The 26,772-nt window shown below is 69.4% G+C and carries 21 protein-coding genes; 14 read left to right on the top strand and 7 right to left on the bottom strand.

What is annotated here, in order from left to right:
• Positions 1 to 22: 22 nt before the first annotated feature.
• Positions 23 to 643 (bottom strand): TetR/AcrR family transcriptional regulator, encoded by a 621-nt coding sequence (locus tag AHIS1636_RS07070; protein WP_264795106.1) that lies wholly within the window; start codon positions 641 to 643, stop codon positions 23 to 25.
• A gap of 140 nt (positions 644 to 783) precedes the next feature.
• On the opposite strand from AHIS1636_RS07070, the gene moeB reads away from it, so the two are divergent.
• Positions 784 to 1,968, top strand: coding sequence for a molybdopterin-synthase adenylyltransferase MoeB (moeB, locus tag AHIS1636_RS07065; protein WP_264795105.1), 1,185 nt, complete (start codon positions 784 to 786; stop codon positions 1,966 to 1,968).
• A 77-nt stretch (positions 1,969 to 2,045) separates the two neighbouring features.
• On the opposite strand, the gene AHIS1636_RS07060 is transcribed toward moeB, so the two are convergent.
• On the bottom strand, positions 2,046 to 3,368 hold the full coding sequence (locus AHIS1636_RS07060) for a glutamyl-tRNA reductase (RefSeq protein ID WP_309298584.1): 1,323 nt from the start codon (positions 3,366 to 3,368) through the stop codon (positions 2,046 to 2,048).
• A gap of 183 nt (positions 3,369 to 3,551) precedes the next feature.
• Between AHIS1636_RS07060 and hemE the strand changes: the two genes are divergently transcribed.
• The 9 genes from hemE (at position 3,552) to AHIS1636_RS07015 (ending at position 13,396) form a co-directional block, all read left to right on the top strand.
• Positions 3,552 to 4,613 (top strand): uroporphyrinogen decarboxylase, encoded by a 1,062-nt coding sequence (hemE, locus tag AHIS1636_RS07055; RefSeq protein WP_264795103.1) that lies wholly within the window; start codon positions 3,552 to 3,554, stop codon positions 4,611 to 4,613.
• A 2-nt stretch (positions 4,614 to 4,615) separates the two neighbouring features.
• Positions 4,616 to 6,070, top strand: a complete 1,455-nt coding sequence (gene hemG, locus AHIS1636_RS07050; RefSeq protein ID WP_264795102.1) for a protoporphyrinogen oxidase — start codon at positions 4,616 to 4,618, stop codon at positions 6,068 to 6,070.
• A 69-nt stretch (positions 6,071 to 6,139) separates the two neighbouring features.
• A complete protein-coding gene (hemQ, locus tag AHIS1636_RS07045) occupies positions 6,140 to 6,847 on the top strand; it encodes a hydrogen peroxide-dependent heme synthase (protein WP_264795101.1) in 708 nt (235 codons plus the stop codon).
• A gap of 53 nt (positions 6,848 to 6,900) precedes the next feature.
• The gene (locus AHIS1636_RS07040) at positions 6,901 to 8,034 is read left to right on the top strand and encodes a ferrochelatase (RefSeq protein ID WP_264795286.1); all 1,134 of its coding nucleotides are present in this window, start codon (positions 6,901 to 6,903) and stop codon (positions 8,032 to 8,034) included.
• A 2-nt stretch (positions 8,035 to 8,036) separates the two neighbouring features.
• Positions 8,037 to 9,002 (top strand): hydroxymethylbilane synthase, encoded by a 966-nt coding sequence (gene hemC / locus AHIS1636_RS07035; RefSeq protein WP_264795285.1) that lies wholly within the window; start codon positions 8,037 to 8,039, stop codon positions 9,000 to 9,002.
• 2 nt (positions 9,003 to 9,004) lie between these two features.
• Positions 9,005 to 9,916, top strand: a complete 912-nt coding sequence (locus AHIS1636_RS07030) for a uroporphyrinogen-III synthase (protein ID WP_264795100.1) — start codon at positions 9,005 to 9,007, stop codon at positions 9,914 to 9,916.
• A 9-nt stretch (positions 9,917 to 9,925) separates the two neighbouring features.
• The gene (gene hemB / locus AHIS1636_RS07025; protein WP_264795099.1) at positions 9,926 to 10,909 is read left to right on the top strand and encodes a porphobilinogen synthase; all 984 of its coding nucleotides are present in this window, start codon (positions 9,926 to 9,928) and stop codon (positions 10,907 to 10,909) included.
• 3 nt (positions 10,910 to 10,912) lie between these two features.
• Positions 10,913 to 12,238: a glutamate-1-semialdehyde 2,1-aminomutase gene (gene hemL, locus AHIS1636_RS07020; protein WP_264795098.1), complete on the top strand. Its 1,326-nt coding sequence runs from the start codon at positions 10,913 to 10,915 to the stop codon at positions 12,236 to 12,238.
• A 9-nt stretch (positions 12,239 to 12,247) separates the two neighbouring features.
• Positions 12,248 to 13,396 (top strand): AI-2E family transporter, encoded by a 1,149-nt coding sequence (locus tag AHIS1636_RS07015; RefSeq protein ID WP_264795097.1) that lies wholly within the window; start codon positions 12,248 to 12,250, stop codon positions 13,394 to 13,396.
• A gap of 117 nt (positions 13,397 to 13,513) precedes the next feature.
• Here AHIS1636_RS07015 and AHIS1636_RS07010 read toward each other — a convergent pair whose 3' ends face one another.
• From AHIS1636_RS07010 to AHIS1636_RS06995, 4 genes are all read right to left on the bottom strand, one after another.
• On the bottom strand, positions 13,514 to 14,347 hold the full coding sequence (locus AHIS1636_RS07010; protein WP_264795096.1) for a MetQ/NlpA family ABC transporter substrate-binding protein: 834 nt from the start codon (positions 14,345 to 14,347) through the stop codon (positions 13,514 to 13,516).
• A 151-nt stretch (positions 14,348 to 14,498) separates the two neighbouring features.
• Positions 14,499 to 15,239, bottom strand: coding sequence for a methionine ABC transporter permease (locus tag AHIS1636_RS07005; RefSeq protein ID WP_264795095.1), 741 nt, complete (start codon positions 15,237 to 15,239; stop codon positions 14,499 to 14,501).
• A complete protein-coding gene (locus AHIS1636_RS07000; RefSeq protein ID WP_264795094.1) occupies positions 15,236 to 16,228 on the bottom strand; it encodes a methionine ABC transporter ATP-binding protein in 993 nt (330 codons plus the stop codon). The genes AHIS1636_RS07005 and AHIS1636_RS07000 overlap by 4 nt, the downstream gene beginning before the upstream one ends.
• 102 nt (positions 16,229 to 16,330) lie before the next feature.
• Complete coding sequence (locus AHIS1636_RS06995) at positions 16,331 to 17,050, bottom strand: 3'-5' exonuclease (protein WP_264795093.1); 720 nt, start codon at positions 17,048 to 17,050, stop codon at positions 16,331 to 16,333.
• A gap of 117 nt (positions 17,051 to 17,167) precedes the next feature.
• Between AHIS1636_RS06995 and AHIS1636_RS06990 the strand changes: the two genes are divergently transcribed.
• Genes AHIS1636_RS06990 through AHIS1636_RS06980 form a run of 3 tightly spaced genes read left to right on the top strand, consistent with a single transcriptional unit; the run spans position 17,168 to position 24,137 of the window.
• Positions 17,168 to 17,542 carry an MGMT family protein gene (locus AHIS1636_RS06990; RefSeq protein ID WP_264795092.1) on the top strand — a complete coding sequence of 125 codons (375 nt, stop codon included), beginning with the start codon at positions 17,168 to 17,170 and terminating at the stop codon, positions 17,540 to 17,542.
• A complete protein-coding gene (locus tag AHIS1636_RS06985; RefSeq protein ID WP_264795091.1) occupies positions 17,539 to 20,772 on the top strand; it encodes an ATP-dependent helicase in 3,234 nt (1,077 codons plus the stop codon). Before AHIS1636_RS06990 ends, AHIS1636_RS06985 begins: the two co-directional genes overlap by 4 nt.
• Positions 20,769 to 24,137: an ATP-dependent helicase gene (locus AHIS1636_RS06980; protein WP_264795090.1), complete on the top strand. Its 3,369-nt coding sequence runs from the start codon at positions 20,769 to 20,771 to the stop codon at positions 24,135 to 24,137. The genes AHIS1636_RS06985 and AHIS1636_RS06980 overlap by 4 nt, the downstream gene beginning before the upstream one ends.
• Here the strand turns inward: AHIS1636_RS06980 and AHIS1636_RS20385 are convergent, their stop codons facing one another.
• Positions 24,138 to 25,634 carry a phosphotransferase gene (locus AHIS1636_RS20385; protein WP_309298583.1) on the bottom strand — a complete coding sequence of 499 codons (1,497 nt, stop codon included), beginning with the start codon at positions 25,632 to 25,634 and terminating at the stop codon, positions 24,138 to 24,140. It abuts the gene before it with no gap.
• Positions 25,635 to 25,804: 170 nt separating this feature from the next.
• Between AHIS1636_RS20385 and nudC the strand changes: the two genes are divergently transcribed.
• Positions 25,805 to 26,755, top strand: a complete 951-nt coding sequence (gene nudC / locus AHIS1636_RS06970; protein WP_264795089.1) for an NAD(+) diphosphatase — start codon at positions 25,805 to 25,807, stop codon at positions 26,753 to 26,755.
• Positions 26,756 to 26,772: the final 17 nt, after the last annotated feature.

Here is a 26,772-nt window from a genome sequence, read left to right as displayed (position 1 = left end):
TCCGTACGAGTCGAAATCTATCCTAGGTTTCCTTCGGGAAACGTGAAATTCCGCGCCAAGCTAAACGGTAAATGAGGTCCACGGCGTCCTCGCGCGCCAGCTCCCCGCCGGTCTGCAGCCAGTAGCGGGCGCTGATCTGCGCCATGCCGGCCAGCGAACGGCCGAGCAACGTGGACTCCGCCTCGGACAGCTTGGTTTCTTCGGCGATCACCGCGGCGATGGCGGAGGCCAGGCGGGCGTTGAAATCCTCCAGGCGGCCGCTGACGTCAGGGTCGTTGTTGAGGTCGGATTCGAAGACAAGCCGGTGCGCCTGGCTCTCCTGCGCGATGAAGCGGAAATAGGCGTCCATCGTGGCATGCACCCGGAGCTTGTTGTCCGGCGTCGAGTTCAGGGCAGCCATGAGCATCGCGTTCAGCGACGCGAGGTGGTGGTCCAGCAGGGCGAGGTAGAGCTCCCGCTTCCCGGGGAAATGCTGGTACAGCACCGGCTTGCTGACCTTGGCCGTCTCCGCAATCTCGTCCATCGCGGCGCCGTGGTAGCCGTTGGCGACGAACACCTCGTGGGCCGCTTGCAGCAGTTGGCGGCGCCGTTCCTCGCGCGGCAGCCGGGCAGGCCGGGCAGCCGGTCGGGATTCAGTGCTCACAGTCGTCGGACCTATCCGGCGCGCGTTTGGCCGCGTCGCCAATTCGCGGGTAAATCAGCTCTCAATGGGCAAGTTTACCCGGCAGGTGCGGGCGGGTTCATTTTTGTCCGCATTCTGCCCGCTGCGCGTAGATTGGCACTATGAGCACGCAGGAATCCGTCGCGCTGCCGCCGCTGGTGCAGCCCGCCGCAGCCTTGACCCCGGAAGAGATGCAGCGCTACTCGCGCCACCTGATCATCCCGGAAGTGGGGCTGCAGGGCCAGCTGCGGCTGAAAAACGCGAAGGTGCTGGTCATCGGGGCGGGAGGCCTGGGCTCGCCGGCCATGCTCTACCTGGCCGCCGCGGGCGTGGGCACCATCGGCATTGTCGACGACGACGTGGTCGAGGCGAGCAATCTCCAGCGGCAGGTGATCCACACCGTGCGGGACCTGGGGCGGAGCAAAGCCCAATCCGCGCGGGACAGCATCCTGGACCTGAATCCGGGCACCGCCGTCGTACTTCACGAAACCAGGCTGGACGCGGGCAACGCGCTGGACATCTTTGCAGGCTATGACGTGATCCTCGACGGCACGGACAACTTCGCCACCCGGTACCTGGTCAACGACGCCGCCGCGATCCTGGGCAAGCCCTACGTCTGGGGGTCGATCCTGCGCTTCGACGGCCAGGTCAGCGTCTTCTGGGACCGGTACGGGCCGAACTACCGCGACCTCTACCCGGAGGCCCCGCCGGCCGGGTCCGTCCCTTCCTGCGCCGAGGGCGGGGTGCTCGGCGTGCTGTGCGCCCAGATCGGCTCGGTCATGGTGAACGAGGCCATCAAGCTGATCACCGGCATCGGCTCGACGCTGCTGGGCCGCGTGCTGGTGTTCAACGCCCTCCAGATGAGCTGGCGCGAGCTGAAGGTCCGCAAGGACCCGCACGGGGAACCGATTACCGAGCTGGCGGACTATGAGGCGTTTTGCGGAGTGGGCCCGGCCCCGGTGGTGGACGCCGGGCACACCGTCAGCGCGACCGAGCTTGCCGCGATGCTGCGGTCAAGGGACGACGGCGGTGCGTCCTTCGAGCTGATCGACGTGCGGGAGCCGGGGGAGTACGAAATCGTGCGCATCCCCGGCGCGAGACTGGTGCCCAAGGGCCGGATCCTTTCCGGCGAGGCGGCGGGGGAGCTGCCGCGGGACAAGGAACTGGTCCTGCACTGCAAGAGCGGAGCGAGGTCGGCCGAGGTGCTGCGGGAGTTGCTGGACCACGGCTATACCAAGGTGCGCCATCTCGACGGCGGCGTCCTCGCCTGGGTGCGGGACGTGGAGCCGGAAAAGGCGGTTTACTGACGCGGGCTTGAGCCGGAGGCTAGACCAGCGGCCGGGCACATGTAGCCAGGTGCAGGCGCGGTCCGGGCATGGCAGTGTCAGGCCGACGCGGCCTCGCCCGGCTCGGACTGGCGCGGGCAGTTGTCCTCGGCTGCGGTCGGGGCGGGTTCTCCCAGGCTGATGCCGTAGAGAGCCTCAAGGGCAGCGATGTATTCGTGCTGGCGGCCGTCCGCGGCGAGTTCGCGGGCCCGGACCGTGGGCAGATGCAGCAGCTGCTTGACCATGCGCCGCATGGCGAACTCGACTTCCCGGGCCGGCCCGGTGCAGCCGTGCTGCGAGCGGACCTTTTCCAGCTCCGTCTCCAGCACGGCCATGGTGTGGCGGCGCAGGGCGACGATGGCGGTGTCGATGGTGCGGGCCTGCTGCTCCTCCTCGAAGGCGCGGGCGGCGTGCGTGACGATCTCGGCAGCCTGGTGGACCGACTCGGCCTGCTCTTCGGGAGCGGCGAGCCGCACGGACTCGAGGGTGATCAGGTCCACGCCGTCAAGGTCGCCGACACCCGGCTCGAAGTCGTGGGTCAGGGCGAGGTCGATGACGATCAGCGGCTTGTCCGTCCCGCGCCGGACTTCTTCCACGCGATCGGCGCTGACCTGCTGGTCGCTGCCGCTGCAGCCAATGACCACGTCCGCGGCGGCCAGCGCGGCCGGGAGGGTCTCCTCCGTCAAGGGGGTGCCGCCACGGGTCGCGGTGAAGGTCCGGGCGCGGCCCGAGGACGAGTAGACGGCGACATTGGCGCAGGAGCGCTCGCGCAGCAGGGCCATGGTGGCGCCGGCGTAGGCGCCGGTCCCGAAGACGACGACGTTCTTGCCGGACCAGTCGCGGTCCTCCGCAAGGTCCGTGGCCAGTTCGAGCGCGACGGAGACGATGGACAGGCCGCGCCCGCCGAGCGCGGTCTGGGCGCCGACATCCTTGGCCGTGCGGGAAGCGGTCTGGAAGAGCCTGACGAGCGCACCGCTGGCCGTGCCGGCCTGCTGGGCGACGTTGAGGGCGCGGCGGACCTGGCCGGCGATCTCGCGTTCGCCGATGACTGCGGAATCCAGGCCGGCGCCGACGGAAAACAGGTGCCGGGCCACGTCGTGGCCGGTGTTGGTGGTGAAGGAGCGGGAGACAAGCTGTTCGTCCAGTCCGGACTGGCGGGCAATCTCGGCGACTACGGCCGAGCGGGCGGCCTCGACGTCCGTGTCGGCCCCGGTTTCGCAGTAGAACTCCACGCGGTTGCACGTGGCCAGGACGACGGCACCGGAAACGGGCTTTCCGTCTGCGAGCACGTTGGCAGCGACCTCGGAGGAGCCGGCGCTCAGGCGGGCAACAGTTTCGAGGTCCAGATCGGAATGCGTCGCAACGAGAGATAGTAAGACCACAGCGTTTCCCATCTTAGCCGCCGGCGGTCCGGCGAATCTTGTAAGGATGCCCTGTTAACCCCGCGTTAGGGGCGGATTCATCCGTGATTTTAGCCACTGAGGGCCCAAGCGTGCTCGTCCGCGCCTGTCAGCCGGCTCCGCCCCGTTGGCTTTGGCGCCTGACCACAGGGCAGAATCGGGGGTATGACCTTGAATGCTTCCCACCCCCTGATGGACGGCCGCACCGCGGACTCAGCCCTGATCACTGCCTACCGCGGAGGGAAGCCGGAACGCCGGCCGGTCTGGTTCATGCGCCAGGCGGGGCGTTCCTTGCCCGAGTACCGGGAGGTCCGCCGCGGCATCGGCATGCTTGACTCGTGCCTCAAGCCTGAACTGGCTGCTGAAATCACACTGCAGCCGGTCCGTCGGCACGACGTGGACGCCGGCATTTTCTTCTCGGACATCGTGATTCCGCTCAAGCTGGCCGGGGTCGACGTCGACATTGTCCCCGGTGTCGGACCGGTGCTCGGCGCTCCCGTGCGCACCGCGGCCGACGTCGCCAAGCTGCCGGTGCTGGACGATGCGGCCCTCGAGCCGATCCGTGACGCTGTCCGGCTGACCGTGGCGGAGCTCGGCAGCAAGCCGCTGATCGGTTTCGCCGGCGCGCCCTTCACCCTCGCGGCCTACATGGTCGAAGGCAAGCCCTCCCGGGACCACCTCGGTCCGCGGACCATGATGCACGCGGAGCCGGAAACCTGGCGGGCGCTGACGGACTGGGCCGCCGACGCGTCCGGCAAGTTCCTCCGGGCCCAGTTGGAAGCCGGTGCCAGCGCCGGCCAGCTCTTCGACTCCTGGGCCGGATCGCTGGGGCTCGCGGATTACCGCCGGCACGTCGCCCCGGCGTCGGCCCGCGCCCTCGACCACGTCCGCGACCTGGGTGCCCCGCTGGTCCACTTCGGCACCGGCACGTCGGAGCTGCTGGTGGCGATGCGCGACGTGGGCGTCGACGTCATCGGCGTGGACTACCGGTTGCCCCTCGACGAGGCCAACCGGCGCCTGGGCGGCACCACGCCGCTGCAGGGCAACATCGATCCGGCGCTGCTGGCTGCTCCGTGGGAGGTCCTCGAGGCCCACGTGCGCGAGGTGATCGCCGCCGGAGCCGCCGCGCCGGGCCATGTCCTCAACCTGGGCCACGGCGTCCCCCCGGAAACCGACCCGGAGGTGCTGACGCGGGTCGTCGAACTGATCCACAGGATGGAACTCTAGCCATGCCGCACCGCGCACAGCAGTCCCGGCTGCCGGCTGCCATCGTGGTCGGCGGCGGGATCGCCGGGCTCGTCTCGGCCCGTGAACTGGCCCTGCACGGCGTCAAGGTGACGGTGCTCGAGGCCGCCGAGCGCTGCGGCGGCTGCGTCACCCGGCACGAGGTCGCCGGCTTCCTGCTCGACGCCGGCGCCGAGTCCTTTGCCACCCGTACCCGCACGGTCTCCGATCTGGCTGCCGAGCTGGGACTGGGGGCGGAACTGGTCCAGCCGGACCCCGCCGGTGCCTGGCTGCAGCTGCCCGATTCCGTCCAGCCGCTGCCGAAAAGCGGCATCCTGGGCATCCCCGCCGACCCGCTGGACCCGGCCATCGTTGCCGCGATCGGCCGAACGGCGGCACTGCGCGCCGCGGCCGACAAGGTGCTGCCGCTGGGCAACCTGCTGTCCAAGGAGGGACTGAGCCTGGGCGAACTGGTCCGCGCCCGGATGGGCGGCACCGTGTTGGAACGGCTGGTCGCGCCGGTGGCGGCCGGCGTCTACTCGGCGGACCCGGACGTGCTGGACGTCGACTCGGTAGCCCCCGGCCTGCGCGCCTCCGTGGCCAGCCACGGTTCCCTGCAGGCCGCCGTGGGCGCCCTGCGCAGCGCGGCTCCGGCCGGTTCGGCGGTGGCCGGGATCGACGGCGGGATGGGCCGGCTGACCGAGGCCCTGCTGGCAGATCTGGCCCGGCACGGCGTCGCGGTGCATACCGGGGCCAAGGTGTCCGCGGTCTCCAGGCGCGACGGCGTGTGGCGGGTCGAGTCGGAGGCCGGCCCGTTCACCGCGGAGGGCCTGGTCATGGCCGCTGATGGCGGCACCGCCGTCGACCTCCTGGCGCCGGAACTTCCCGGCCTCGGTGCCCTCCGGCCGGGACCCGGACCCGCCGTCGCCCTCGTAACGCTGGTGCTGGACGAGCCGGAGCTGGACGCGAAGCCGCGCGGGACGGGCCTGCTGGTGGCGGCCGGGACCCGGGGCGTCCGCGCCAAGGCACTCACGCACGCCACCGCGAAGTGGCCCTGGCTCGCCGAGCAAACCGGTCCGGGCACGCACGTGCTGCGCCTGTCCTACGGCCGGGCCACCGGGCACCCGGAGGCGGCCGGCGGCGAGGACTACACGGGCTGGACCGATGAGGCGCTTTACCGCCAGGCGCTGACCGATGCCACGGCCCTGCTGGGCGTGCCCGTCATCGACGCCGACATCCTCGGCTGGAAGGTGGTCCGCTGGACCGGCGCGCTGCCGTCCGCCACAGTGGGGCACCGGGACCGCGTCGCGGCCGTGCGCGAGCTCGCGGGCAGCAGTCACCGGCTCCAGGTGGCCGGAGCATGGCTGGCCGGGACCGGGCTGGTTGCCGTCGTCGCCGATGCCCGCGCACGCTCGCGCCAGCTGGCGGCAGAATTGGCGACGCAGCCGCCGTCGTCCTGAAATTTCTTCTACAATGTGTAGAAGTTGCCGTTTTCGACTAACACCTACTCAGAAGGCAGACTGTTAAGCATGAGTGAAACGTCCCCGTCCGGGTCAACCAACGCCGCCGATACCGCGGAAAAAGAAGCCCTCTTCTACACCCTCTGGACAGTCTTCAAGCGTTCCGGCGCCCAGATCGCCGACTCGGCCCTCGCCGAATTCGATTCGACCGTCGCCGCTCTCGGCGACAAGGGAGTGACGCTGCGCGGGGCCTACGACGTCTCCGCCATGCGCGAGGACGCGGACGTGATGATCTGGCTGCACGGCGCGGAACCGGAGCAGCTGCAGGCCGCCGTTCGCACCATCCGCCGGACCGGCCTGTTCGAAGAGACGGACATCGTCTGGTCCGCCATGGGCGTGCACCGGGACGCCGAGTTCTCCAAGGACCACAGCCCGGCATTCTCGCGCGGCGAAGAGCCGGAATCGTGGCTGTGCGTCTACCCGTTCGTACGCTCGTACGAGTGGTACCTGCTCCCGGCGGCGGAACGCGGGAAGATGCTGCGCGACCACGGCCTGCTGGGCCGCGACTTCCCGCAGGTGCGCGCCAACACCGTGGCCTCGTTCGCGCTGGGCGACTGGGAATGGATCCTGGCCCTCGAGGCCCCGGAACTGATCGACCTGGTGGACCTGATGCGCCACCTGCGCTACACCGAGGCCCGCAACCACGTCCGCGAGGAGATCCCGTTCTACACCGGCCGCCGGATCACGACGGCGGAGATCGCCGAGGTGCTGCGGTGAGCACCGACGCTTCCGCGTTCGATCCGCTGGCCGGCGTCGACGCGAACGGACGGATGGAGCCGAAGCCGTACGACGCCGTCGTCCTCGCCTCCTTCGGCGGACCCGAGGGCCAGGAGGACGTCATCCCGTTCCTGCGCAACGTCACGCGCGGGCGCGGCATCCCGGACGAGCGGCTCGAGGAAGTCTCCCACCACTACCGCGCGTTCGGCGGCATCAGCCCGATCAACGCGCAGAACCGAGCGCTGAAGCAGGCCCTGGAGGCCGAGCTGGCGCGGCGCGGGATCGAGTTGCCCGTGCTCTGGGGCAACCGCAACTGGGCGCCGTTCATCGCGGACACCTTCCGGGAGGCCTACGACGCCGGGCACCGCCGGGTGCTCGCCGTGAGCACCAGCGCCTACTCCTGCTACTCAAGCTGCCGGCAGTACCGCGAGGACTTCGGCATGGCCCTGCTCGAGACCGGCCTGGACGGCAAGCTCGAGGTGGACAAGGTGCGCCAGTACTTCGACCACCCCGGCTTCGTCGAGCCGTTCGTCGAGGGCGTCGCCGCCGGGCTGGCCACGGTGCGGGCCGAGCTGGCCGCCAAGGGCGAGCCGGACGCGCCGGTCCATATTATGTTCGCCACCCACTCCATCCCGATCGGCGACGCCGAGGCCGCGGGGCCGCGGGGCGTGGAGTTCGACGGCGGCAGCGCCTACGTTGCGCAGCACCTTGCCACCGCGCAGGCGGTGCTGGACCGCGTGCCCGAGGCGGCCGGCGCCGACTGGTCGCTTGTCTACCAGTCCCGCTCCGGCGCGCCGCACATCCCGTGGCTCGAACCGGACATCAACGATGCGCTCCAGGAGCTGCCCGCCAAGGGCACCAAGGGGGTCGTGATCGTGCCGCTCGGCTTCGTCAGCGACCACATGGAAGTCGTCTGGGACCTGGACACCGAGGCCCTGCAGACGTGCGCCGAGCTGGGCCTCGCCGCCACGCGCGTGCCGACCCCGGGCGTGCACCGGAGATTCGTCGAGGGCCTGGTGGACCTCGTCTGCGAACGCACTGTGGAGAACAACATTGCCGACCGTCCCGCGCTGACCAAGCTCGGCCCGTGGATGGACGTGTGCATGCCCAACTGCTGCGCCAACCGCAGGGGCGAGAAGCCGACCGTGGCAGGCATCGACTCCACGGTGGGAACGGGCGCCAAATGAGCATGAACGTCCGTGTCGGCACCCGCGGCAGTGCCCTGGCCGTAACCCAGACGACGACGGTGGCCGAGGCGCTGGCCTCCGCCGGGACGCTGGGATACGAGCTCGTGCGCATCCGCACTGAGGGCGACGTGCTGAAGGGCTCGCTGGCGCAGATCGGCGGCACCGGCGTCTTCGTCGCCGCCCTCCGCGAGGCGCTGCTTGATGACCGCTGCGACGTGGCCGTCCACTCGCTGAAGGACCTTCCGACCGGTGCCGCCGAGGGACTCGAGATCGCCGCCTATCCGCAGCGCGTGGATGTCCGTGACGCCCTCTGCGCCCGCGACGGCCTGGACCTCGCAGGCCTGCCTGCCGGCGCCAAGGTGGGCACCGGTTCGCCGCGGCGCGCGGCGCAGCTGCGGGCCGCCCGTCCGGACCTGGAAGTCATCGATATCCGCGGCAACGTGGACACCCGGCTCGGCCGCGTCCGCGGGATGCACGGTCCCGAGGTGGTCGAGGGCAAGAAGGGCGACCTTGACGCCGTCGTGCTCGCCGCCGCCGGGCTGAAGCGGCTGGGGCGCACCGGGACGATTACCGAGCTGCTGGACCCCTCCGTCATGCTGCCTGCCCCGGGGCAGGGAGCGCTGGCGGTGGAATGCCGGTCGGCGGATGCGGCCGCGGAGACCGTGCTCTCGGCGGCCCTGCGGGAGTACGACGACGAATCCACCCGGCTCGCCGTGACGGCGGAGCGTTCCCTGCTGGCCCGGCTCGAGGCCGGCTGCAGCGCGCCCATCGGTGCCCTCGCGGCCAGGCAGGACGGGAAGCTGGTGCTGGAGGCCGTGGTCTGCAGCCCGGACGGGCAGCGCCTGCTGCGTCGCCGGATGGACGCGCCGGCGGAGGGAACCGGAGCGGCGCTGGACCTCGGCGTCCGCCTGGCCGAGGACCTGCTGGCCGAGGGTGCGGCGGAGCTGACCCCGCTCGCGGGACACTGACGATGCAGCTGCGCCGGCCGCGCCGGGCCCCGGAGAGGCCGCTCGCCGGGATGACGGTGGTCCTCCCGCGCAGCGCGGACCGTGCCGCGGGCATGGTCACCGAGCTGCGGCAGCGCGGGGCAGAGGTGCGGCTGATGCCGCTGATCGACTTCGAGCAGCCCGCCTCCACGCAGGAGCTGGACGAGGCGCTGCGGATGCTCGGCCAGGGCCGGTTCGAATGGATGGTGCTCACCAGCATCACTACCGTGCGGGCCCTGAAGCAGCGGGCCGCCGCGCTCGGCACCACCCTGCCGGACCTGATCGGCGATACGAAGGTCGCCGCCGTCGGTACGGCCACGGCAAGCTCACTCGAGGCCGAAGGCATCGCCGTGGACCTGGTTCCGGAGGGCACCATGGACGCGGTCGGCCTCGTGGAGGACTGGCCGCTGGGCACCGAGCTGCGGCCCGAGCAGTCGCTGCGCACCAAGGTCTTCCTGCCGCAGGCGGACCTCGCCGCCAACACCATTTTCGAAGGGCTGATGGGCAAGGGCTGGCAGGTGCTGCCCGTGGTCGCCTACCACACGGTGGACTATCCGGCCCGTCCCGAGCGCCGGATTACCCAGAGCCTCGCCCCGGCCGGAGCGCCGGACCCGCAGGCCGGGCCGGAGCCCATCACCGCGGAGGACTTCAAGGAGGCGGTGGCGGCAGGAGAGATCCACGCCGTTGTCCTTACCTCGCCGAGCCTCGCCCGGCGGCTGCACCACGTGGCGCCGCACCTGCCGGAAGAACTCCTGCTGGTGGCGATCGGTAACAGCACCGCCGCTGAATCCCGGCGGCTGGGCCTGCAGCTGGCGGCGACGGCCGCCCAGCCCACGCCGCAGGGCATTGCCGACGCGTTGGCCGCAGCACTCGAACAACGACCGAACCGACGCTGAAGGAGCCTCATGAGTTTCCCCCAACACCGTCCCCGCCGCCTGCGCACCACCCCCGCCATGCGGCGGCTGACCGCCGAGGTCCGGGTCGAGCCATCGCAACTGATCCTGCCCGCGTTCGTGCGTGAGGGAATCAGCGAGCCGGTGCCGCTGAAGTCCATGCCCGGCGTCGTGCAGCACACGCCCGAAACCCTGCGGAAGGCGGCGGCCGAGGCCGCCGAACTGGGGCTCGGCGGAATCATGCTCTTCGGTGTGCCCGAGGTGCGGGACGCCACGGGCAGCGCCGGGGTGGATCCGGATGGGGTGCTCAACCGCGCGATCGCGGACGTCAAGGCCGAAGTCGGCGATGACCTGGTGGTCATGAGCGACGTGTGCCTCGATGAGTTCACCGACCACGGCCACTGCGGCGTGCTGGCCCCGGACGGTTCCGTCGATAACGACGCCACCCTGGAGGTCTACGCCCGGATGGCCGTGGTGCAGGCCCAGGCGGGCGCCGACGTGCTGGGTCCCTCCGGCATGATGGACGGCCAGGTCGCCGTCATCCGGCAGGCCCTGGACGAGGCCGGCCTGCAGAACACCGCCGTGCTGGCCTATGCGGCCAAGTACTCGTCCGCCTTCTACGGACCCTTCCGGGAAGCCGTCGATTCGCAGTTGAAGGGGGACCGGCGGACATACCAGATGGATCCCGCCAACCGCCGCGAGGCGATCCTGGAGGTCGAGCTTGACCTGCAGGAGGGAGCCGACATGGTCATGGTCAAGCCGGCCATGAGCTACCTGGACATCCTGGCCGACGTGGCCGAGATGTCCCCGGTTCCGGTGGCCGCCTACCAGATCTCCGGCGAGTACGCCATGATCGAGGCCGCCGCGGCCAACGGCTGGATCGACCGCAAACCCGCCATCCTTGAGTCCGTGCTGGGCATCCGCCGCGCCGGAGCCGATATGGTGTTGACGTACTGGGCCGCCGAGATGGCCCGCTGGCTGAAGGAAAGCAAGTAAGCAATGACGCGCTCTGAAGAACTGTTCAACCGTGCCCTGAAACTGATGCCCGGCGGCGTGAATTCACCGGTGCGCGCGTTCGGTTCCGTCGGCGGGACCCCGCCGGTGATGGTCTCGGCGTCCGGCCCCTACCTCACGGATGCCGACGGCCGGGACTACGTCGACCTGGTCTGCTCATGGGGCCCGGCCATCGTCGGCCATGCGCACCCGGCCGTGCTGGAAGCGGTCCATGCCGCCGTGGACCGAGGCCTCTCCTTCGGGGCCTCGACCCCGGCCGAAGCGGAACTGGCCGAGCTGGTCATGGGCCGGGTGGCCGCCGTCGAACGCCTCCGCATGGTCTCCACGGGCACCGAGGCTACGATGACCGCCGTGCGGCTGGCGCGGGGCTTCACCGGACGCAACCTGGTCATCAAGTTCGCCGGCTGCTACCACGGCCACCTGGACGGCCTGCTGGCCTCCGCCGGATCGGGCCTCGCGACACTGGCGCTGCCCGGTTCCGCCGGCGTCACGGAGGCCACCGCCGCAGAAACCCTGGTGCTGCCGTACAACGATCTGGCCGCGGTGGAAGAGGCCTTCGCCAAGCACGGCCAGGACATTGCGGCGGTGATCACCGAGGCGGCGCCGGCCAACATGGGCGTGGTGACCCCCGCGGAAGGCTTCAACGCGGGGCTGTCCCGGATCACCTCCGAGCACGGCGCACTACTGATCTTCGACGAAGTGCTGACCGGCTTCCGCACCGGCTATGCCGGCTACTGGGGCCTGACCGGGGGAGCGGCGCAGAGCACGGCGCCGTTCACGCCGGACCTGATGACCTTCGGCAAGGTCATCGGCGGCGGGCTGCCGGTGGCCGCGCTGGGCGGCCGGGCGGAGGTCATGGACTACCTGGCCCCGGTGGGCCCGGTCTACCAGGCCGGCACCCTGTCCGGAAACCCGATCGCCATGGCGGCCGGCATCGCCACGCTCACCGCCGCCACCCCGGACGTCTACGCGCAGATCGACGCGGCGTCGCTGGAGCTGTCCGCTGCCGTGTCCTCGGCGCTCGACGCCGCCGGCGTCGACCACAGCATCCAGCGGGCCGGCAACCTCTTCAGCGTTGCCTTCGGCACGTCGGAGCACGGCGTGCGCAACTACGAGGACGCGCAGGGCCAGCAGGCGTACCGCTACGCGCCGTTCTTCCATTCGATGCTGAACGACGGCGTGTACCTGCCGCCGTCGGTCTTCGAGGCCTGGTTCCTTTCCGCGGCGCACGACACCCGGGCCATGGACAAGGTCTACGCAGCACTGCCCGCGGCCGCCGAGGCCGCGGCGGCCGCGACACCGCCCAACTAAGGAGCACTCATGGCACTGACGACGCGGCGGCGGCAGCTGCTGGAAGCGCACCAAAGCCGGCGCCGGCCAACGCCTTCCGACCCGGGCCTCTGGTCCGACGGACTGGGCCGGACGGCGACCCGGTCGGCCCAGATCCTGCTGACCCTGGCGTTGGTGACGGTCTCGGTGTACGTCATGCTGCAGCTGCAGCTCGTCGTGATCCCGCTACTCATCGCGCTCATCCTCGCCGCCGCGGTGTCACCGCTGGTCCGGAAGCTGCGGGACTGGGGCTGGCCGAGCACCCTCGCCACCTCGGCGACCTTCTTCGGCCTGCTGGTGGTCCTCGGCGGCATCATTACCGGGATTGTCTTCGCGGTCCGCAGCGAATCGGAGGAACTGGTCCAGCAGGCGACCGGGGGTTTCAAGCAGCTGCAGACCTTCATGGCGAATTTCCCGCTACCGGTCAGCCAGGCCCAGATCGACGAGGCGGTCGCCGGGATCGGCGAGTTCCTGACGAGTTCCGCGGCGCGCCGCAGCGCGCTGAGTGGCTTGTCGACGGCGACCGAAGTGATCACGGGGGCCGTGCTCATGGCCGTGGTCCTGTTCTACTTCCTGAAGGACGGCGACCGGATTTGGTCCTTCCTGCTGCGCTGGGTCCCGGCCCGGCGGCGGGGCAAGATGGAGCTGGCAGGTGCCAAGGCCGTCGACGTGCTGGGCAACTACGTCCGCGGAACGGCCATCGTGGCCGCCGTCGATGCGGTCGTCATCGGGCTGGCACTCTTCATCCTCCAGGTTCCGCTGGCCCTGCCCCTGGCCGTGCTGATCTTCATCGGCGGCTTCATCCCGATCGTGGGCGCCACCGTCGCGGGAGTCCTTTCGGCGCTCGTGGCGCTGGTGGCCAACGGCCCGGTCGCCGCGCTGGTCGTGATCGGCGTCGTGATCCTGGTGAACCAGCTCGAGGGCAACCTGCTCCAGCCGGTCGTGATGGGCCGTTCCGTGAGCCTGCATTCGCTGGTCATCCTGCTCGCCCTGGCCGCCGGAACCATCCTGGGCGGCATCATCGGCGGCATCCTGGCTGTGCCGATCGCAGCCGTCGGCTGGGTTGTCATCCGGGTCATGTCCGGATACGGCGAAGACCGTCCTGGTGCCGAACCCGCGGACCAGACTACCGTCGGCTGATCCTCCGTCTGCCCCTTCAGCGGGCAGGCTGCCCTCCGGAGAAAGAGTGAGGCCCCGGCAACCGCGCAGGTTGCCGGGGCTTCGCTAAACAGGAAGATCCGGAAGGTCCAGACCGTCCTAGAACGCCGGGGTGACGTCGCCGCTGGGCCAGGTCTTTTCGATGTAGCTCTTCACCTCAGGGGTATGGAGCAGCTCTTCCAGCTTGGCGATGGCAGGTGTTTCCTCGCCGGCGCGCCACACCAGGAAGTTGGCGTAGGGATTGTCCTCAGTGGACTCGACGACCAGGGCGTCCTCCGTGCTCATTCCCGCTTCGAGGATGAAGTTGCCGTTGATGATGGCCAGGTCGACCTTGGGATCGTCGATGAGCGGCAGCAGGATCTCCGGCTGGTTTTCCTCGAACTTCAGGCCCTTCGGGTTCTGCGCGTCCGTGAGGGTCAGGGCGGCGCTGTCGTCCTTGATGTCCTTCAGCAGGCCGGCCTTTTCGAGCATCTTGAGGGCCCGGGGCTGGTTGGCCGGATCGTTGGTGATCGCGATAGTGCCGCCGTCGGGGATTTCCTTGATGTCCTTGTGCTTGGAGGAGAAGCCTGCATACGGCTCGATGTGGACGCCGGCGCCGTGTTCGAATTTGTAGCCCTTGTCCTTCATCTGCTGCTCAAGGAACGCCAGATGCTGGAAGTAGTTGGCGTCGATCGACCCGTCATTGAGGGCGATATTCGGCGTCTGGTAGTCCGTCATCTCCTGGATGTCCAGGTCGATGCCGGCGTCCTTGGCCAGGTTCTGGTCGACGAATTCGAGGATCTTGGCGTGCGGTACCGGGCCGGCGCCGACCGAGATCGTCACCGGGTTGGCCGGGTCGGGGGTGGCGTCGGAAGCGGACTGGGATCCGCCGCAAGCCGTCAACGCCAAGGCCGCGGCAATGCCGGTGCCCAGAAGAGTGAGTGTTCTACGCATCTGAGTGCGTTCCTTTCGAATATCCCGGTCCGATGAGGCATCCGGACCGGACGTGGTGCAGCTAGCGGCTACTGGCTGCAGTCTTCTGCACGTGCCATGGGACCGTGCAGGAAGTTCTTGGCTGGCGGCGGGCCTGCCGGACGGCGCCGGCTCAGAGCCCGACGGCGGCCTTGGGCTCGTGGCGCCGGGCCTTCCTGCCAGCGCCGCCGGCGCTGCGGTGGTCGACCCGCCGCGACATGCCGTCTCCAATCCACTGGATGGCCTGGACCAGGATGACCATCAGGACGATGGTGACCAGCATGACCGTCGTGTCGAACCGCTGGAACCCGTAGTTGTAAGCGAGCTGTCCCAGTCCGCCGCCGCCGGTGAGGCCTGCCATGGCGGAATAGCCGACCAGGGTGACCAGCGTTGTGGTCAGCGCCGCGACCAGGCCCGGCAGTGCTTCGGGAACGAGGACCTTGGAAACGATCTGCATCCGCGTGGAACCGAGTACCAGGGCCGCGTCGATCTTGCCGGAGCTGACGTCCCGAAGGGCGGTCTCCACCAGCCGCGCGAAGAACGGCACCGTGCCGATGGTCAGCGAAACGCAGGCGGCCAGCGGTCCGATCGAGGAACCGGTGATGACACGGGCCAGCGGGATCAGCGAGATCATCAGGATGGCAAACGGAATAGAGCGCGTGATGTTCACGATGACGTCGGACACGATGTGGTTGGTGATCCGCATCGGGCGCAGCCCGCCCGGGGCGCTGGTGTAGAGGAAGATGCCCAGGGGGAGCCCGATCAGCAGCGTGAACAGCCCGCTGACCGAAACCATCAGCAAGGTCTCGACGATGGCCTCGGGCAGGGCGTCGGTTATTCCGGGATTAGTGGTGAGTTCTTCAATCAGGTTCATGCTGCCTCCGATCCGGCAAAGCTTACTGAGACGCCCTGGTCACGCAGGTAGCCGACCACCGGACCGGCGTCGGCGCCCTCCGGCAATTGAATGCGGAGATGGCCGAACTGCGCGTTGTCCAGGGACTCGACGCTGCCCGCAAGAACGTTCAGGTCGAGGTCGAACTTCCGGGCCGCAGCGCTGAGCACCGGGGCCGACGCCGTGTCGCCGGAAAAGAGCACCTCCAGGACGACGCCGGAACCCAGCGGCTCGGCGGCGGGCAGCGGCAGGAGCGTGCGGGAGAGCTTGCTGCCGAGGTCCGCCGCCACCGTGCGCAGCGGACCGTGTTCGACGATCTTCCCGCCTTCCAGCAGCGACACCGAGTCGCAGATCCGCTTGATGACGTGCATTTCGTGGGTGATCACGAGCACCGTCAGCTGCAGCCGCCGGGTCAGGTCCTTGATCAGGACGAGGATCTCATCCGTCGTCTTGGGATCCAAGGCGGACGTCGGTTCGTCGCAGAGCAGGACATCCGGATCGGAGGCGAGGGCCCGCGCAATTCCCACGCGCTGCTTCTGTCCGCCGGAGAGCTGCGCCGGGTAGGCGTTCTCGAAGCCTTCCAGGCCAACGAGCTTCAGCAGCTCGGCTGCCTTCGCCCGGGCCTGCCGCTTCGGACTGCGCACGATCTCCAGCGGATGCGCCACATTCGCCAGCGCGGTCCGCGAGTCCATCAGGTTGGCATGCTGGAAAATCATGCCGATCCTGCGCCGCGCCGCCCGGAGATCGGCATCGTGCGCCGAACTCAGCTCCGCTCCGTTGATGCTGACCGATCCGGAGGTCGGCGCATCCAGCAGGGTCAGGCACCGTACGAGTGTGGACTTGCCTGCGCCGGAATGACCGACAATCCCGTGGATCGAGCCCTTCGGCACCTGCAGGCTGACACCGTCGAGGGCGACAACTTCCCGGTCGCCTTGGCGGTAGACCTTGCGGAGGTCTGTAACAGTGATCATAGATCCTCTGGCAGTAGGGGACGGCCCTGGCCATCGGGCACAGGAACGGACACGATAATTATGACAGCCCTGCCGGTGATGCCCTATCCGCCCCTTCCGGTACTAGGCCGAAGAAATGCCGGCCGGTATGGCCTCGCGTGCCTCCCTCAACGGCCAGAGCCCGTCCACGAGCGCGTCGGGGTTGGTCCGGCGCAGCCATTCCTGGAAGTTTGCCGCCTGGCGTTCGCACCAGGTGATCTGCGCGTCGTGGAGATCCAGCGGGTCGATGGCCAGTTGCGGGTATTTTCGTGCGAGGGCGTCGGCGACCCCGATCGTTGCCAGGGCATCCGCGGCAGAGGTATGCGCGGCTTCGAGGCGCACGCCATAGTGCTCGCTCATGGCAGTCAACGTCCGCTTGCCGCGCCGATAGCGGTCCATCTGCTTGTCCAGCACGAACGGGTCGATGACCGGCCGGGGTCGGCAGGGGAGCAGCCCGTGGCGGGTGCACTCGGCAGCCAGCACGGTGAAGTCGTAGGAGGCATTGAACGCCATGACCGGGATTGCCTCCGCGAAGAAGCCTGCGAGGACGGAGGAGATTTCCGCAGCCGCCTCCGCCGCGTTCCGCCCCTGCGAACGGGCGTGCGCCGTCGTCACGCCGTGGATGGCGCTGGCTTCCCCGGGTATGTCCATGCCGGGGTCCACCAGCCACTCATGGTGTTGCAGCGGACGGCCGGCCCCGTCCACCAGCACGATGGAGGCAGTGACGATGCGGGCCTCCAGGGGGTCGCGCCCGGTTGTCTCGACGTCGAAGGCCGCCCGGGGAAGTTCATGCCAGCTCATCATGCGGCCACGCTACCGGCCGGTTGCGACATTTCCGGGGAGGCGGAGGCGCGTGTGGATTGAACAGGCTCCGCGCGTCCTGTGGAGGAGCCGTGCGTCCGGACCTCTAGAGTGGAAGCCATGCGCCCGGAGTTCGTCGATGCCGTCCTGGGGCTTGCGGCCATGGTGCCGGCGGGCAAGGTGCTCACGTACGGCGACGTCGCGGAACTGCTGGACGCCGGCGGGCCGCGGCACGTGGGCCGGGTCATGTCGCACTACGGGTCCGAGGTCGCCTGGTGGAGGATCGTGCGGGCCGACGGCACCCTTCCGGGCGGTCTCGTGGAGCGTGCCCTGCCGCACTATGAGGAGGAACGGACTCCGCTTTCGGACCTCGGCCGCTCCAGCCGGCGAGTGGCCATGCGCCGGGCGCGATGGCTGCCGTCGGACAGTGATCTTGCCCGCATCGAAGTGTTGAGCCGAAAGTTGTCGGAGCCGGCTGCTGGAATGGACGAGTGAGCACAACGACTGATCTTCCTGAGCAGCTCCGGCTCGTCCGCCCCGGCCGGACGCTTGCTGCGGCACCCTTGCCGGATCCGCAGCAGGAGGCCGTGATCGGGCTTGCCGCCGGCAGCGGTCCGGTGCTGGTTTACGGTGCTCCGGGCACGGGCAAATCCACGGTCCTGGTCGAGCTTGCCGTCCGGCGGGTGGACGCGTCCGGGCTGGACCCGGCACGTATCCTGATGCTCGGACCGTCCCGGCTTCACGCCGCAAGGCTGCGTGATGCGCTGACCGCCCGCCTGGACCGCAGCCTCAGCACTTCTCCGTCCAGGACGTGGGCGGCCTATGCCTTCGACCTGATCCGCAGGGCCCGGGCAGAGGGCCGGCTCCCGCTGATCGGGCGGACCCCGCGCCTGCTGTCGGGCCCCGAACAGGACCAGATCATTGCCGAACTGCTGCAAGGGCACCGCGCAGGCTTGGGGGCAGGAACGCGGTGGCCGGCAGACCTGGGAGAGGCGCTGAAGACCCGTGGCTTCCGGCAGGAAATACGCCAGCTGTTCGACCGCGTGATCGAATACGGTGCCACATCCGAACAGCTGGATTCGCTCGGCGCCAGCCTTGGCCGGGAGGACTGGCGCGCGGCGGCGGCCCTCTTCCGCGAGTACCGGGACCTCATCGACCTGCGCATGCCCGAGGCCTTCGACCCGGCGGGAATCATCACGGCGGCCCGCCAGCTGCTGCTCGATGATCCGGAGTTCCTCGAGCGGGAGCGCGAACGGCTCGACCTCATCCTGGTCGATGACCTGCAGGAAGCCAATCCGGCGGTCTACGAATTCCTTTCCGTGCTGGCGGAGGGCAAGGACGTCGTCGTGACGGCATCGCCGGATACCGTCGTCCAGGGCTTCCGCGGCGCGCGGCCCGACCTGCTCGTGCGGCTGCGCGACCTGCTGTCGCCGGGCAGCGCGGGCCTGCGGGTCATGGAACTGAGCCGGGGCCACCGCATGGCGGCCCCGGTGGCAGAAGCTTGGCAGCGGGTTGCCTCGCGCATTTCCCTTGTCCCCGGCGCCCAGGGCGCGCGGACTGCGGTGCCTCCGGCTTCTGCCACAGTGTCGGCTGCGCGGGTCGGGGCCCATCTGGTTGACTCGCCGGTCCACGAGCAGCGGTACGTCGCCCAGCGGATCATGGAGGCAAAGCTCTTCGAGGGACTGGGGCTCGGCGGGATTGCGGTCATCGTCAGGACCGGCGGCCAACTGTCCCAACTCGCCCGCTACCTCACCGGGCAGGGCATTCCCGTCAAGGTACCGGTGGCGGAAACGGCGGTCCGCGACGAGCCCGCGGTCCGTCCGCTGCTGGAGGCTATGGCCATCGTGCTGGAGGACGACGAGCTTACCCCCGACCGCGCTGTGGGCCTGTTGACCTCGCGGATCGGGGGTGCCACGGCGATTGACCTGCGCAGGCTTCGCCAGTCGTTGCGGCGGGAGGAACTCCTGGGCGGCGGAGGCCGCCGCAGCGACGATCTGCTGGTTGAGGCGCTCGGTTACCCGGACTCCCTGGCGGGGCTGGGACGGGAGGCGGCTCCGGCGCGGCGTATCGGACGGATGCTGGCAGCCGGCCGCGAGGCGGTCCAGCAACCAGGTGCCAATGCCGAAACGGTGCTCTGGGCGCTCTGGGCCGGCTCCGGGCTCGCGGAGAGGTGGAGCGCGCAAGCGCTCCAAGGCGGGCCGGCCGGCACCCGCGCAGACCGGGACCTGGACGCCATGATGGCGCTGTTCCACACGGCCGAACGGTACGTAGACCAGATGCCGGGCTCAAGCCCGGCCCAGTTCCTGGACCACATGCTGAACCAGGAACTGCCCATGGACAACCTGGCTCCGCGGGCCCAGGTCCAGGATGCGGTTGAGCTGCTGACCCCGGCCTCTGCCGCCGGCAGGAGCTGGCCCATGGTCATTGTGGCCGGGATCCAGGACGGTATCTGGCCCAATACCCGGCTGCGCGGGGAACTGCTGGGCAGTTCACAGTTCGTTGACGCCCTGGAAGGCGGCATCGAACAGGCCCGCCGGATCGATCCTGCCGCCCGGCTCCGGGAGACGCGGTACGACGAACTCCGCAGCTTCTCCACGGCGGTCTCACGGGCGGAACGCATCCTGGTCTGCACGGCAGTCCAGTCGGAGGAAGCACAGCCGTCCGGATTCATCGATCTTGTCGACCCCTGGCTGGACTCGGAGCGTCCGCGGCCGCTCACCAAGGTCATGCGGCCGCGGACGCTCCGTGCGCTGGCCGCGGAGCTTCGGCAATGGGCACAGCACCCCACGTCGCATGAGCTCGCTGAGGAGGCAGCCGCGGGACTCGCCATGCTGGCGGCGAGCCCGGTCCCGGTGCCGGGAGCCCATCCTTCGGATTGGTGGGGGATGCTTCCACTCAGCAGTGACGGTCCCGTGGTACCGGACGGCCAGCCCGTGCCGGTTTCGCCGTCCCGCGTCGAGGCCGTCCACAAGTCGCCGCTGGACTGGTTCGTCCAGGCGGCGGGAGGAGAGGCCGCTACGGATTTTGCCCGCAGCCTGGGGACCCTGGTGCACGGGATCGCCCAGGATATGCCGGAGGCGACCGGTACGGAGTACGTCGAGGAGCTGGCGCGCCGGTGGCCGAGCCTTGGCATGAAGGAAAACTGGGAGGGACGGCTGGACTTCGAACGTGCGGAGAAGATGGTCCGCAAGCTCGCCGAGTACGTCATTCTGATGCGTTCGTCAGGGCGCCGCCTGGTCGCCGTCGAGCAGGATTTCTCGGTCGACCTCCCGGGAGCCGAACGGGTCGCACGGCTGCGCGGGCAGGTCGACAGGCTGGAGATCGATTCCGATGGTCGGCTGGTCATCGTCGACCTCAAGACAGGCAAGTCTGCGCCCACGGCGGCAGACGTCGAACGGCATCCCCAGCTGGGCAGCTATCAGGCTGCGGTCCTCGCCGGCGCCTTCGAGGGTGCATTGGCCGGGGCCCCGGATGGCGCGCCGTCCGGCGGGGCGGCGCTGGTGCAGCTGGGCAAGGACGTCAAGAGCGTTGGCGTCCAGCAGCAGGAGCCCTTGGCCGCGGCGGATGACTGGGCCACCCCGACGATCCACGAAGCGGCCCGGTTGATGTCCGGAAACCGGTTCGAGGCACGGCACGATCCGCTGAAGGCCGGGAACGGGTCGCACGGCTGCCGGCTTCCGGGAGTCTGTCCGCTATGCGCCGAAGGAAAGCAGGTGACGGAATGAGCGTGGAGCATTCGACAACGACGTTCACGCCGGAGGAATTGGCGACCAAACTTGGCCAGCACCAGCCGACGCCGGAGCAGTCAGGCATCATCAGCTCGCCGCTGCAGCCGCTGCTCGTGATCGCCGGGGCAGGCTCGGGTAAGACAGCCACCATGGCTGACCGCGTCGTATGGCTCGTGGCGAACGGGCTGGTCAGGCCTGACGAGATCCTCGGTGTCACCTTCACCAGGAAGGCAGCGGGGGAACTGGCGGCGAGGATCCGCGCACAGTTGGCCAAGCTCGACCGCCACGGGCTGTTGCCGGGCGACAGCGGGGATGCTGCAGGCCTGCTCGAGCCTAAGGTCTCCACCTACCATTCGTATGCCAACGGGCTGGTGTCCGACTATGGCCTGAGGCTCGGCATCGAACGGGATGTCGTGCTGCTCGGCAGCGCGCAGTCATGGCAGCTGGCCAGCCAGATTGTCGAAGCCTACGAAGGGGATATCGGTCACCTGACCGGCGGGAAAGCAACGCTGGTCAAGGCCGTGATGCAATTCGCCGGTGAGTGTTCGGAACACCTGGCTGCGCCCGAGGACGCAATCGATTTCCTTCGCGGGGAGATCGGGCGCATCGAGGAGCTCCCGTACGTAGCGGGCAGCACGCGACGGCCGAAGGCGGAGGTCAGGAAGCTTCTCAACCGGCTCAAAACCCGGATCACGGTCGCCGGGCTGGCCCGGGACTACAGCACAGCGAAGCGGCAACGCGGCGTGTTGGATTACGGCGACCTGGTCTCCTTGGCCGCCGCCATCGCCCGCGAGGTGCCGCAGGCGCGGGACCTGGAGCGGTCGCGCTACAAGGTTGTCCTGCTGGACGAGTTCCAGGACACGTCGCATGCCCAAATGGTGCTGTTTTCCGAGCTGTACGGAGACGGCCATGCCGTGACCGCCGTAGGTGACCCCAACCAATCCATCTATGGATTCCGGGGCGCCTCGGCAGGGCAGCTGTTCGCCTTCCGGCAACACTTCCCGGTTGTGCTCGAGGACGGCAGCCGGCTGCCTGCACCCGCGAACTTCCTGACAATAGCGTGGCGGAACAGCGTCAACGTCCTCGAAATGGCCAATCGCGTGGCAGCACCGCTGAACTCGGTGGACCCCAACCGTCCGAAGCCGGGTCGGATCGAGGTGCCCCCGCTTCGGCCCCGGCCCGGTGCCGGCAATGGCAAAGTCCTCCTGGCCCGGTTCGGGACGGATACCGAGGAGGCCGAGCACGTGGCGGACGGCGTCGCCTCGGCACGACGGACCGTCTACTCCCGCGATCCCGAATCGGGCGCCGCGGAGCCGGTGTCCACGGCGGTTCTTTGTCGTCGCCGCGCGCAGATTCCGGCAATCGCCCGGGCGCTCGACGCCCGGGGGATTCCCTTCGAGATCGTGGGACTATCCGGGCTGTTGGGCCAGCCGGAGATCGTCGACCTGGTCGCGACCTTGCAAGTGCTGGCCGACCCCGGGCGCTCCGATGCGCTCATGCGCCTGCTGGCGGGGGCCCGCTGGCGCATCGGTCCCGCAGACCTGATGGCCTTCGCGGACTGGTCGAGGTTCCTGGAGAGCCAGCGGCGCCGTGCCGGGGAGGCCACGGTGGATCTGGACGAGGATGAACAGACTGCGGCGGCGGGCGAGGTTGTGCAGCAGGATCTCGTGGAAGCGGCCTCCCTCGTCGAAGCCTTGGATCGGCTGCCGAAGCCCGGCTGGACTTCGCGGCACGGGCGGAGCCTGTCGGACGTCGCGCTGTCCCGGTTGCAGCGGCTCGCCGAAGAGATCCGGCAGCTGCGCACCTTCGCGGGCGATGACCTGCTGCTCCTCTTGGGCGAAGTCGAGCGATCGATGCTGCTCGACCTGGAGGTAGCCTCCAAACCCGGGGTGTCGATCCACCAGGCACGGCGGAACCTGGACGGTTTCCAGGATGCCGCGGCGGCGTTCATCCAGACCGCGCCCCGGGTCGATCTGCTCGCATTCCTGGCCTGGCTGGAGGTGGCCGCGGACCAGGAGGGCGGCCTCGATGTGGCCCAGGTCGAAGTGAGTCCTGACGCCGTTCAGTTGCTGACCGTGCACGCCTCCAAGGGACTCGAGTGGGACGCCGTGTTTGTGCCCGGACTGAACGCGGGGGACTTCCCCGGCCCCTCGAACAGCCGCTGGACCAGTGGCAACGAGGCGCTGCCCTGGCCGCTGCGCGGGGACGCCGCGGACCTGCCCCAGTGGGACACGGACCAGCCCGACCAGCTGTCGTGGCTCAATGCCGAGGCCGACTACAAGGCGGACGCAGAGCAGCACCACGAGGAAGAGGAACGCCGGCTCGCCTATGTCGCCTACACGCGGGCCAAGCATCTGCTGGTGTGCAGTTCGGCAGCCTGGTGCGGGAGCAGGGCCAAACCGTCGGCTCCGTCCCTGTTCCTGGCGGAGCTGGCGGAACTCGCCGCGGAGGAACCGGACGTTGCGGCGGTGGCCGGCTGGATCACGGACGAGGAACTTGGCGACGCCAATCCTGCGCGCATGGAAGTCGAATCGGCCTACTGGCCCTACGACCCGCTCGCAGGGCCACGCCGCTTCCGCGGCGGGCGGGAGGAACCGGCCAGGACCGGTCGCCGGGAAGCAGTGGAACGCGCCGCGGCCGCCGTGCTCGAAGCCCTGGCCGAGGGCCGCACGCTGTCGGAGGACACCCCGTGGACGCGCGAGGCACGGCTGCTGCTCCAGGAACACAACGCGCCTCGCACCGCGAACCTGGTTGAGCTGCCGGCCCACATTTCCGCGTCGCTGCTCGTGGAGCTGAAGGACAATCCGCAAGACGTTATCCGCTCGTTGCGCCGCCCTGTTCCGCGGAAGCCGGGAATAGCAGCGCGCAAGGGAACCGCCTTCCACAGCTGGGTGGAAGAATTTTTCGGCACCACCGGCATGCTGGACCTGGACGAAGTTGTGCCCCCCGCGGACCGGCACGTCGACGAGGGCTACGACCTGGCGTCGATGATGCAGACCTTCAAGAACTCCGAATGGGCCGAACGAACGCCGGCCGCCATCGAGGTCCCGGTCGAAACGAAGGTGGACGACGTGGTGGTCCGGGGCAGGATCGACGCCGTCTTCCGAAACGCCGACGGCACCTGGGACCTCGTGGACTGGAAGACGGGTCCCCCGCCCGCGCCGGGGAAACTGGCGGTGCGGTCGGTGCAGCTCGCCGTCTACCGGCTGGCTTGGGCCCGCCTGCAGGAGATCGACCCGTCGCAGGTCAAAGCGGCCTTCTACTACGTCTCGGCGGACACGACCGTCAGGCCGCACGACCTGGCAGGGGAAGAGGCGCTGGAGGCGATTGTCCGCGCGGCCTGCACCCCCTCAGGAGGATAGTCAGGTCCGGGGGCGCGGCTCGATGACGGGAATCGCCGTGGTCGTCGCTTCCGGGCCCGCCGCCGCCTCCGGATCCGCGGTTACCCGGGCGCCGTGGGACGGCAGGCGTGGTTCGTCGCCGTCGTCCGCGGGCTCGTCGTCCGCACGTGCGTTTTCGGAGCCGCCGGCTCCGCTGACGATGCCGTCCCGCTTCCGATCGGCACGCCCGGCATCGTCCCGGCCGGAGCCGTCGCCGTCAGCCGGGGTGGAGGCCGCGGCGATGGAGCCCTCGACCACAACGACGGAGCCGTCCGGGCCGCTGCCGGCCGCGCCGCCGACCACCACGGGCGGCCGGGATTCGGCGTCGCCAGCGGCATCGCGGATCAGGACGACGGAGGCCCCGCCTCCGGCGCCACGCCGGTTTGCTTCATCCCCGCCGCCCGGCGCATCGTTTTCGTCCGAACGGCCGCCCGCGGCCTGCCCGGCGCCGGGCAGCCCCGCCGGGGGAGCGGGCAGCGCGCCCGCCCGGCCCGCCCCTGGTGCGGCAGGCCGGTCAGCGGCCGGAACCGGCGACAGGACGACCGGCGCAGGGGGCAGTTCCACGCTGATCGGCTGGCCGCCGTACTCGCGGATGTCGGCCTCGAGTTCCTTCAGCATGTCCTCGGCCTCCGCGATCATTTCCGGATCGTCGGCGGCAACGCCGCGCACCAGCCACTGGGCCAGCGCGAACTCGGCGGCCAGGGCAGCGCGGCGCATGAGATGCGGATCCACGGCTTCCGTGCGGTACTTGTTGTACGTTTCCAGGACCACGTCCGCGAAAGACTGCTCGTGGACTGCGATCAGCCAGGCGAAGTCGTCCGCGGGGTCCCCGATGCGCAGATCCGTCCAGCCCGTCACGGACGTGACCAAGCCCTCGGAAATCTGGAGGTTGTCTTCGTGCAGGTCACCGTGCACCACGCAGGGATTGAACTTCCAAAGCGTGACGTCCTCGAGCGCATGCTCCCAGCGGCGCAGCAGTGCCGAGGGTATCTTGCCGGTGGTGGCAGCCTGGTCCAGTTCGTTCAGCCGCCGGGTACGGAATTCGTCCGCCGTGTAGCTGGGCAGGTCGGCCCGGTCCACCATTGACTGCGGCAGGTCGTGGATCCCCGCCATCGCCCGGCCGATCTCCATCGGGAGACCGCCGCCCTCCGCGACCAGGGCCTCAAGGTCCAGGGTCGTCCCGGGAACATGGTTGTAGACAAAGGTTCGCAGCTCGCCGCGCTGCACCGTGCCGGCGATGGAGGGTACCTGGAAGGAGAGCTCGGCCCGAATACCGGGCGAGAAGGAGCGCAGCACCAGCAGCTCGGTCTCCAGCCGCATGCTCGCCTCCGCATGCTTCGGTGAGCGGACCCGCCACTGCTTTCCGGCGTCGTCGATGACCACGGCCGAAGTGAAATCTGCCGCATCGTCGGGCGCACTCACTATCCCGGCGGGGGAAAGCCCGGGTACGGCCGCGCTGGCCAAAGCAGCCAGTTCCATAGGTGTCCTTCTCACATCTTCCACCGTAAAGGCAGAACCGAGCCGCAGTGGGGCGGTCCCGGCGGCGAGTCGCAGACCGCGCGAATCGGGGGAGGATGGGCGGTGCCGCTTCTCCCCAGCCGACCGGCGCGAATATCGGCCACGGCTCCGCTCTTAGTACGGTAGAGGGTATGAGCACCGCGACGCATGAAGCCGGATTTCCCCCGTTGGGCGGGCTGACCCTCGCCCAGAGCACCATGGACCGCGGCTGCGAGCGGCGCAGCGACCCGGGGCTCCTGGACAAAATCGGGGGTGCGGAGAGCACCGCCGTGATGCTTATGTCAGCCGGCAAAACGCTGATCCGTGACGGAAAGATCGTGCTCCTGCCCTCTGCCGGACGCGTGCTGCCCCCGGCTTCGATCTACCTGGGCCGGGCCGAAGAAGGGTCGGAGGTGCCAGCCGGCACGGACATCGTCCTGGAAACCGTTGCGCCCCAGGACCAGGGAACGTACGACGGCGAGTGGCTGGGGCTCCGTGACGTGGCCACCACGCTTTCGGTCCAGGATGCGGGTCTTTTTGTCGAGGCTGCGGCGGTTTCCAATTGGCACGCCACCCATACGCACTGCCCGCGCTGCGGCGCCCCCACCGAAGTCGAGTCCGGCGGATGGGTCCGGCGCTGTCCCGAGGACGGCAGCGAACACTATCCGCGCACGGACCCGGCGATCATCGTCTCCGTGGTCGATGAACAGGACCGTCTGCTGCTGGGCCATTCCGCGGCGTGGCCGGCCGGGCGGTACTCGACACTGGCCGGCTTCGTGGAACCGGGCGAATCGCTTGAGGCGGCCGTGATCCGCGAAGTCGAAGAGGAGTCCGGCGTTGTCGTGCGCTCCCCGCAGTATCTTGGTTCGCAGCCGTGGCCCTTCCCGTCCTCCCTCATGCTGGGGTTCACCGCAACCGCTACGGGCACGGCAACCCGGCCGGACGGGGTGGAGATCCTGGACGTCCAGTGGTTTACGCGCGAGGAACTGGCGTCGGCAATCGAGAACGGGCAGGTCCAGGTGGCCGGCGGCATCTCCATCGCGCGGGCGCTGATCGAGCGCTGGTACGGCGGTCCGCTGCCGGAGTCGAAGGAAGGACGCTGAGCGTGGCGCTGCCGGGC

This window comes from Arthrobacter mangrovi (genome assembly GCF_026011795.1).
In the GTDB taxonomy this organism is placed as follows: domain Bacteria; phylum Actinomycetota; class Actinomycetes; order Actinomycetales; family Micrococcaceae; genus Crystallibacter; species Crystallibacter mangrovi.
This window is presented reverse-complemented; position numbering and strand designations above follow the sequence as displayed.

Coding starts and splice junctions, on each gene's coding strand:
- hemE (WP_264795103.1), top strand. CDS start 3,552: ATGACCTTGAATGCTTCCCACCCCCTGATGGACGGCCGCACCGCGGAC.
- AHIS1636_RS06990 (WP_264795092.1), top strand. CDS start 17,168: ATGCGCCCGGAGTTCGTCGATGCCGTCCTGGGGCTTGCGGCCATGGTG.
- AHIS1636_RS07000 (WP_264795094.1), bottom strand. CDS start 16,228: ATGATCACTGTTACAGACCTCCGCAAGGTCTACCGCCAAGGCGACCGG.
- hemG (WP_264795102.1), top strand. CDS start 4,616: ATGCCGCACCGCGCACAGCAGTCCCGGCTGCCGGCTGCCATCGTGGTC.
- AHIS1636_RS20385 (WP_309298583.1), bottom strand. CDS start 25,634: ATGGAACTGGCTGCTTTGGCCAGCGCGGCCGTACCCGGGCTTTCCCCC.
- AHIS1636_RS07005 (WP_264795095.1), bottom strand. CDS start 15,239: ATGAACCTGATTGAAGAACTCACCACTAATCCCGGAATAACCGACGCC.
- moeB (WP_264795105.1), top strand. CDS start 784: ATGAGCACGCAGGAATCCGTCGCGCTGCCGCCGCTGGTGCAGCCCGCC.
- hemB (WP_264795099.1), top strand. CDS start 9,926: ATGAGTTTCCCCCAACACCGTCCCCGCCGCCTGCGCACCACCCCCGCC.
- nudC (WP_264795089.1), top strand. CDS start 25,805: ATGAGCACCGCGACGCATGAAGCCGGATTTCCCCCGTTGGGCGGGCTG.
- AHIS1636_RS07015 (WP_264795097.1), top strand. CDS start 12,248: ATGGCACTGACGACGCGGCGGCGGCAGCTGCTGGAAGCGCACCAAAGC.
- AHIS1636_RS07010 (WP_264795096.1), bottom strand. CDS start 14,347: ATGCGTAGAACACTCACTCTTCTGGGCACCGGCATTGCCGCGGCCTTG.
- AHIS1636_RS07040 (WP_264795286.1), top strand. CDS start 6,901: ATGGAGCCGAAGCCGTACGACGCCGTCGTCCTCGCCTCCTTCGGCGGA.
- AHIS1636_RS07030 (WP_264795100.1), top strand. CDS start 9,005: ATGCAGCTGCGCCGGCCGCGCCGGGCCCCGGAGAGGCCGCTCGCCGGG.
- hemC (WP_264795285.1), top strand. CDS start 8,037: ATGAACGTCCGTGTCGGCACCCGCGGCAGTGCCCTGGCCGTAACCCAG.
- AHIS1636_RS06980 (WP_264795090.1), top strand. CDS start 20,769: ATGAGCGTGGAGCATTCGACAACGACGTTCACGCCGGAGGAATTGGCG.
- hemL (WP_264795098.1), top strand. CDS start 10,913: ATGACGCGCTCTGAAGAACTGTTCAACCGTGCCCTGAAACTGATGCCC.
- hemQ (WP_264795101.1), top strand. CDS start 6,140: ATGAGTGAAACGTCCCCGTCCGGGTCAACCAACGCCGCCGATACCGCG.
- AHIS1636_RS06995 (WP_264795093.1), bottom strand. CDS start 17,050: ATGATGAGCTGGCATGAACTTCCCCGGGCGGCCTTCGACGTCGAGACA.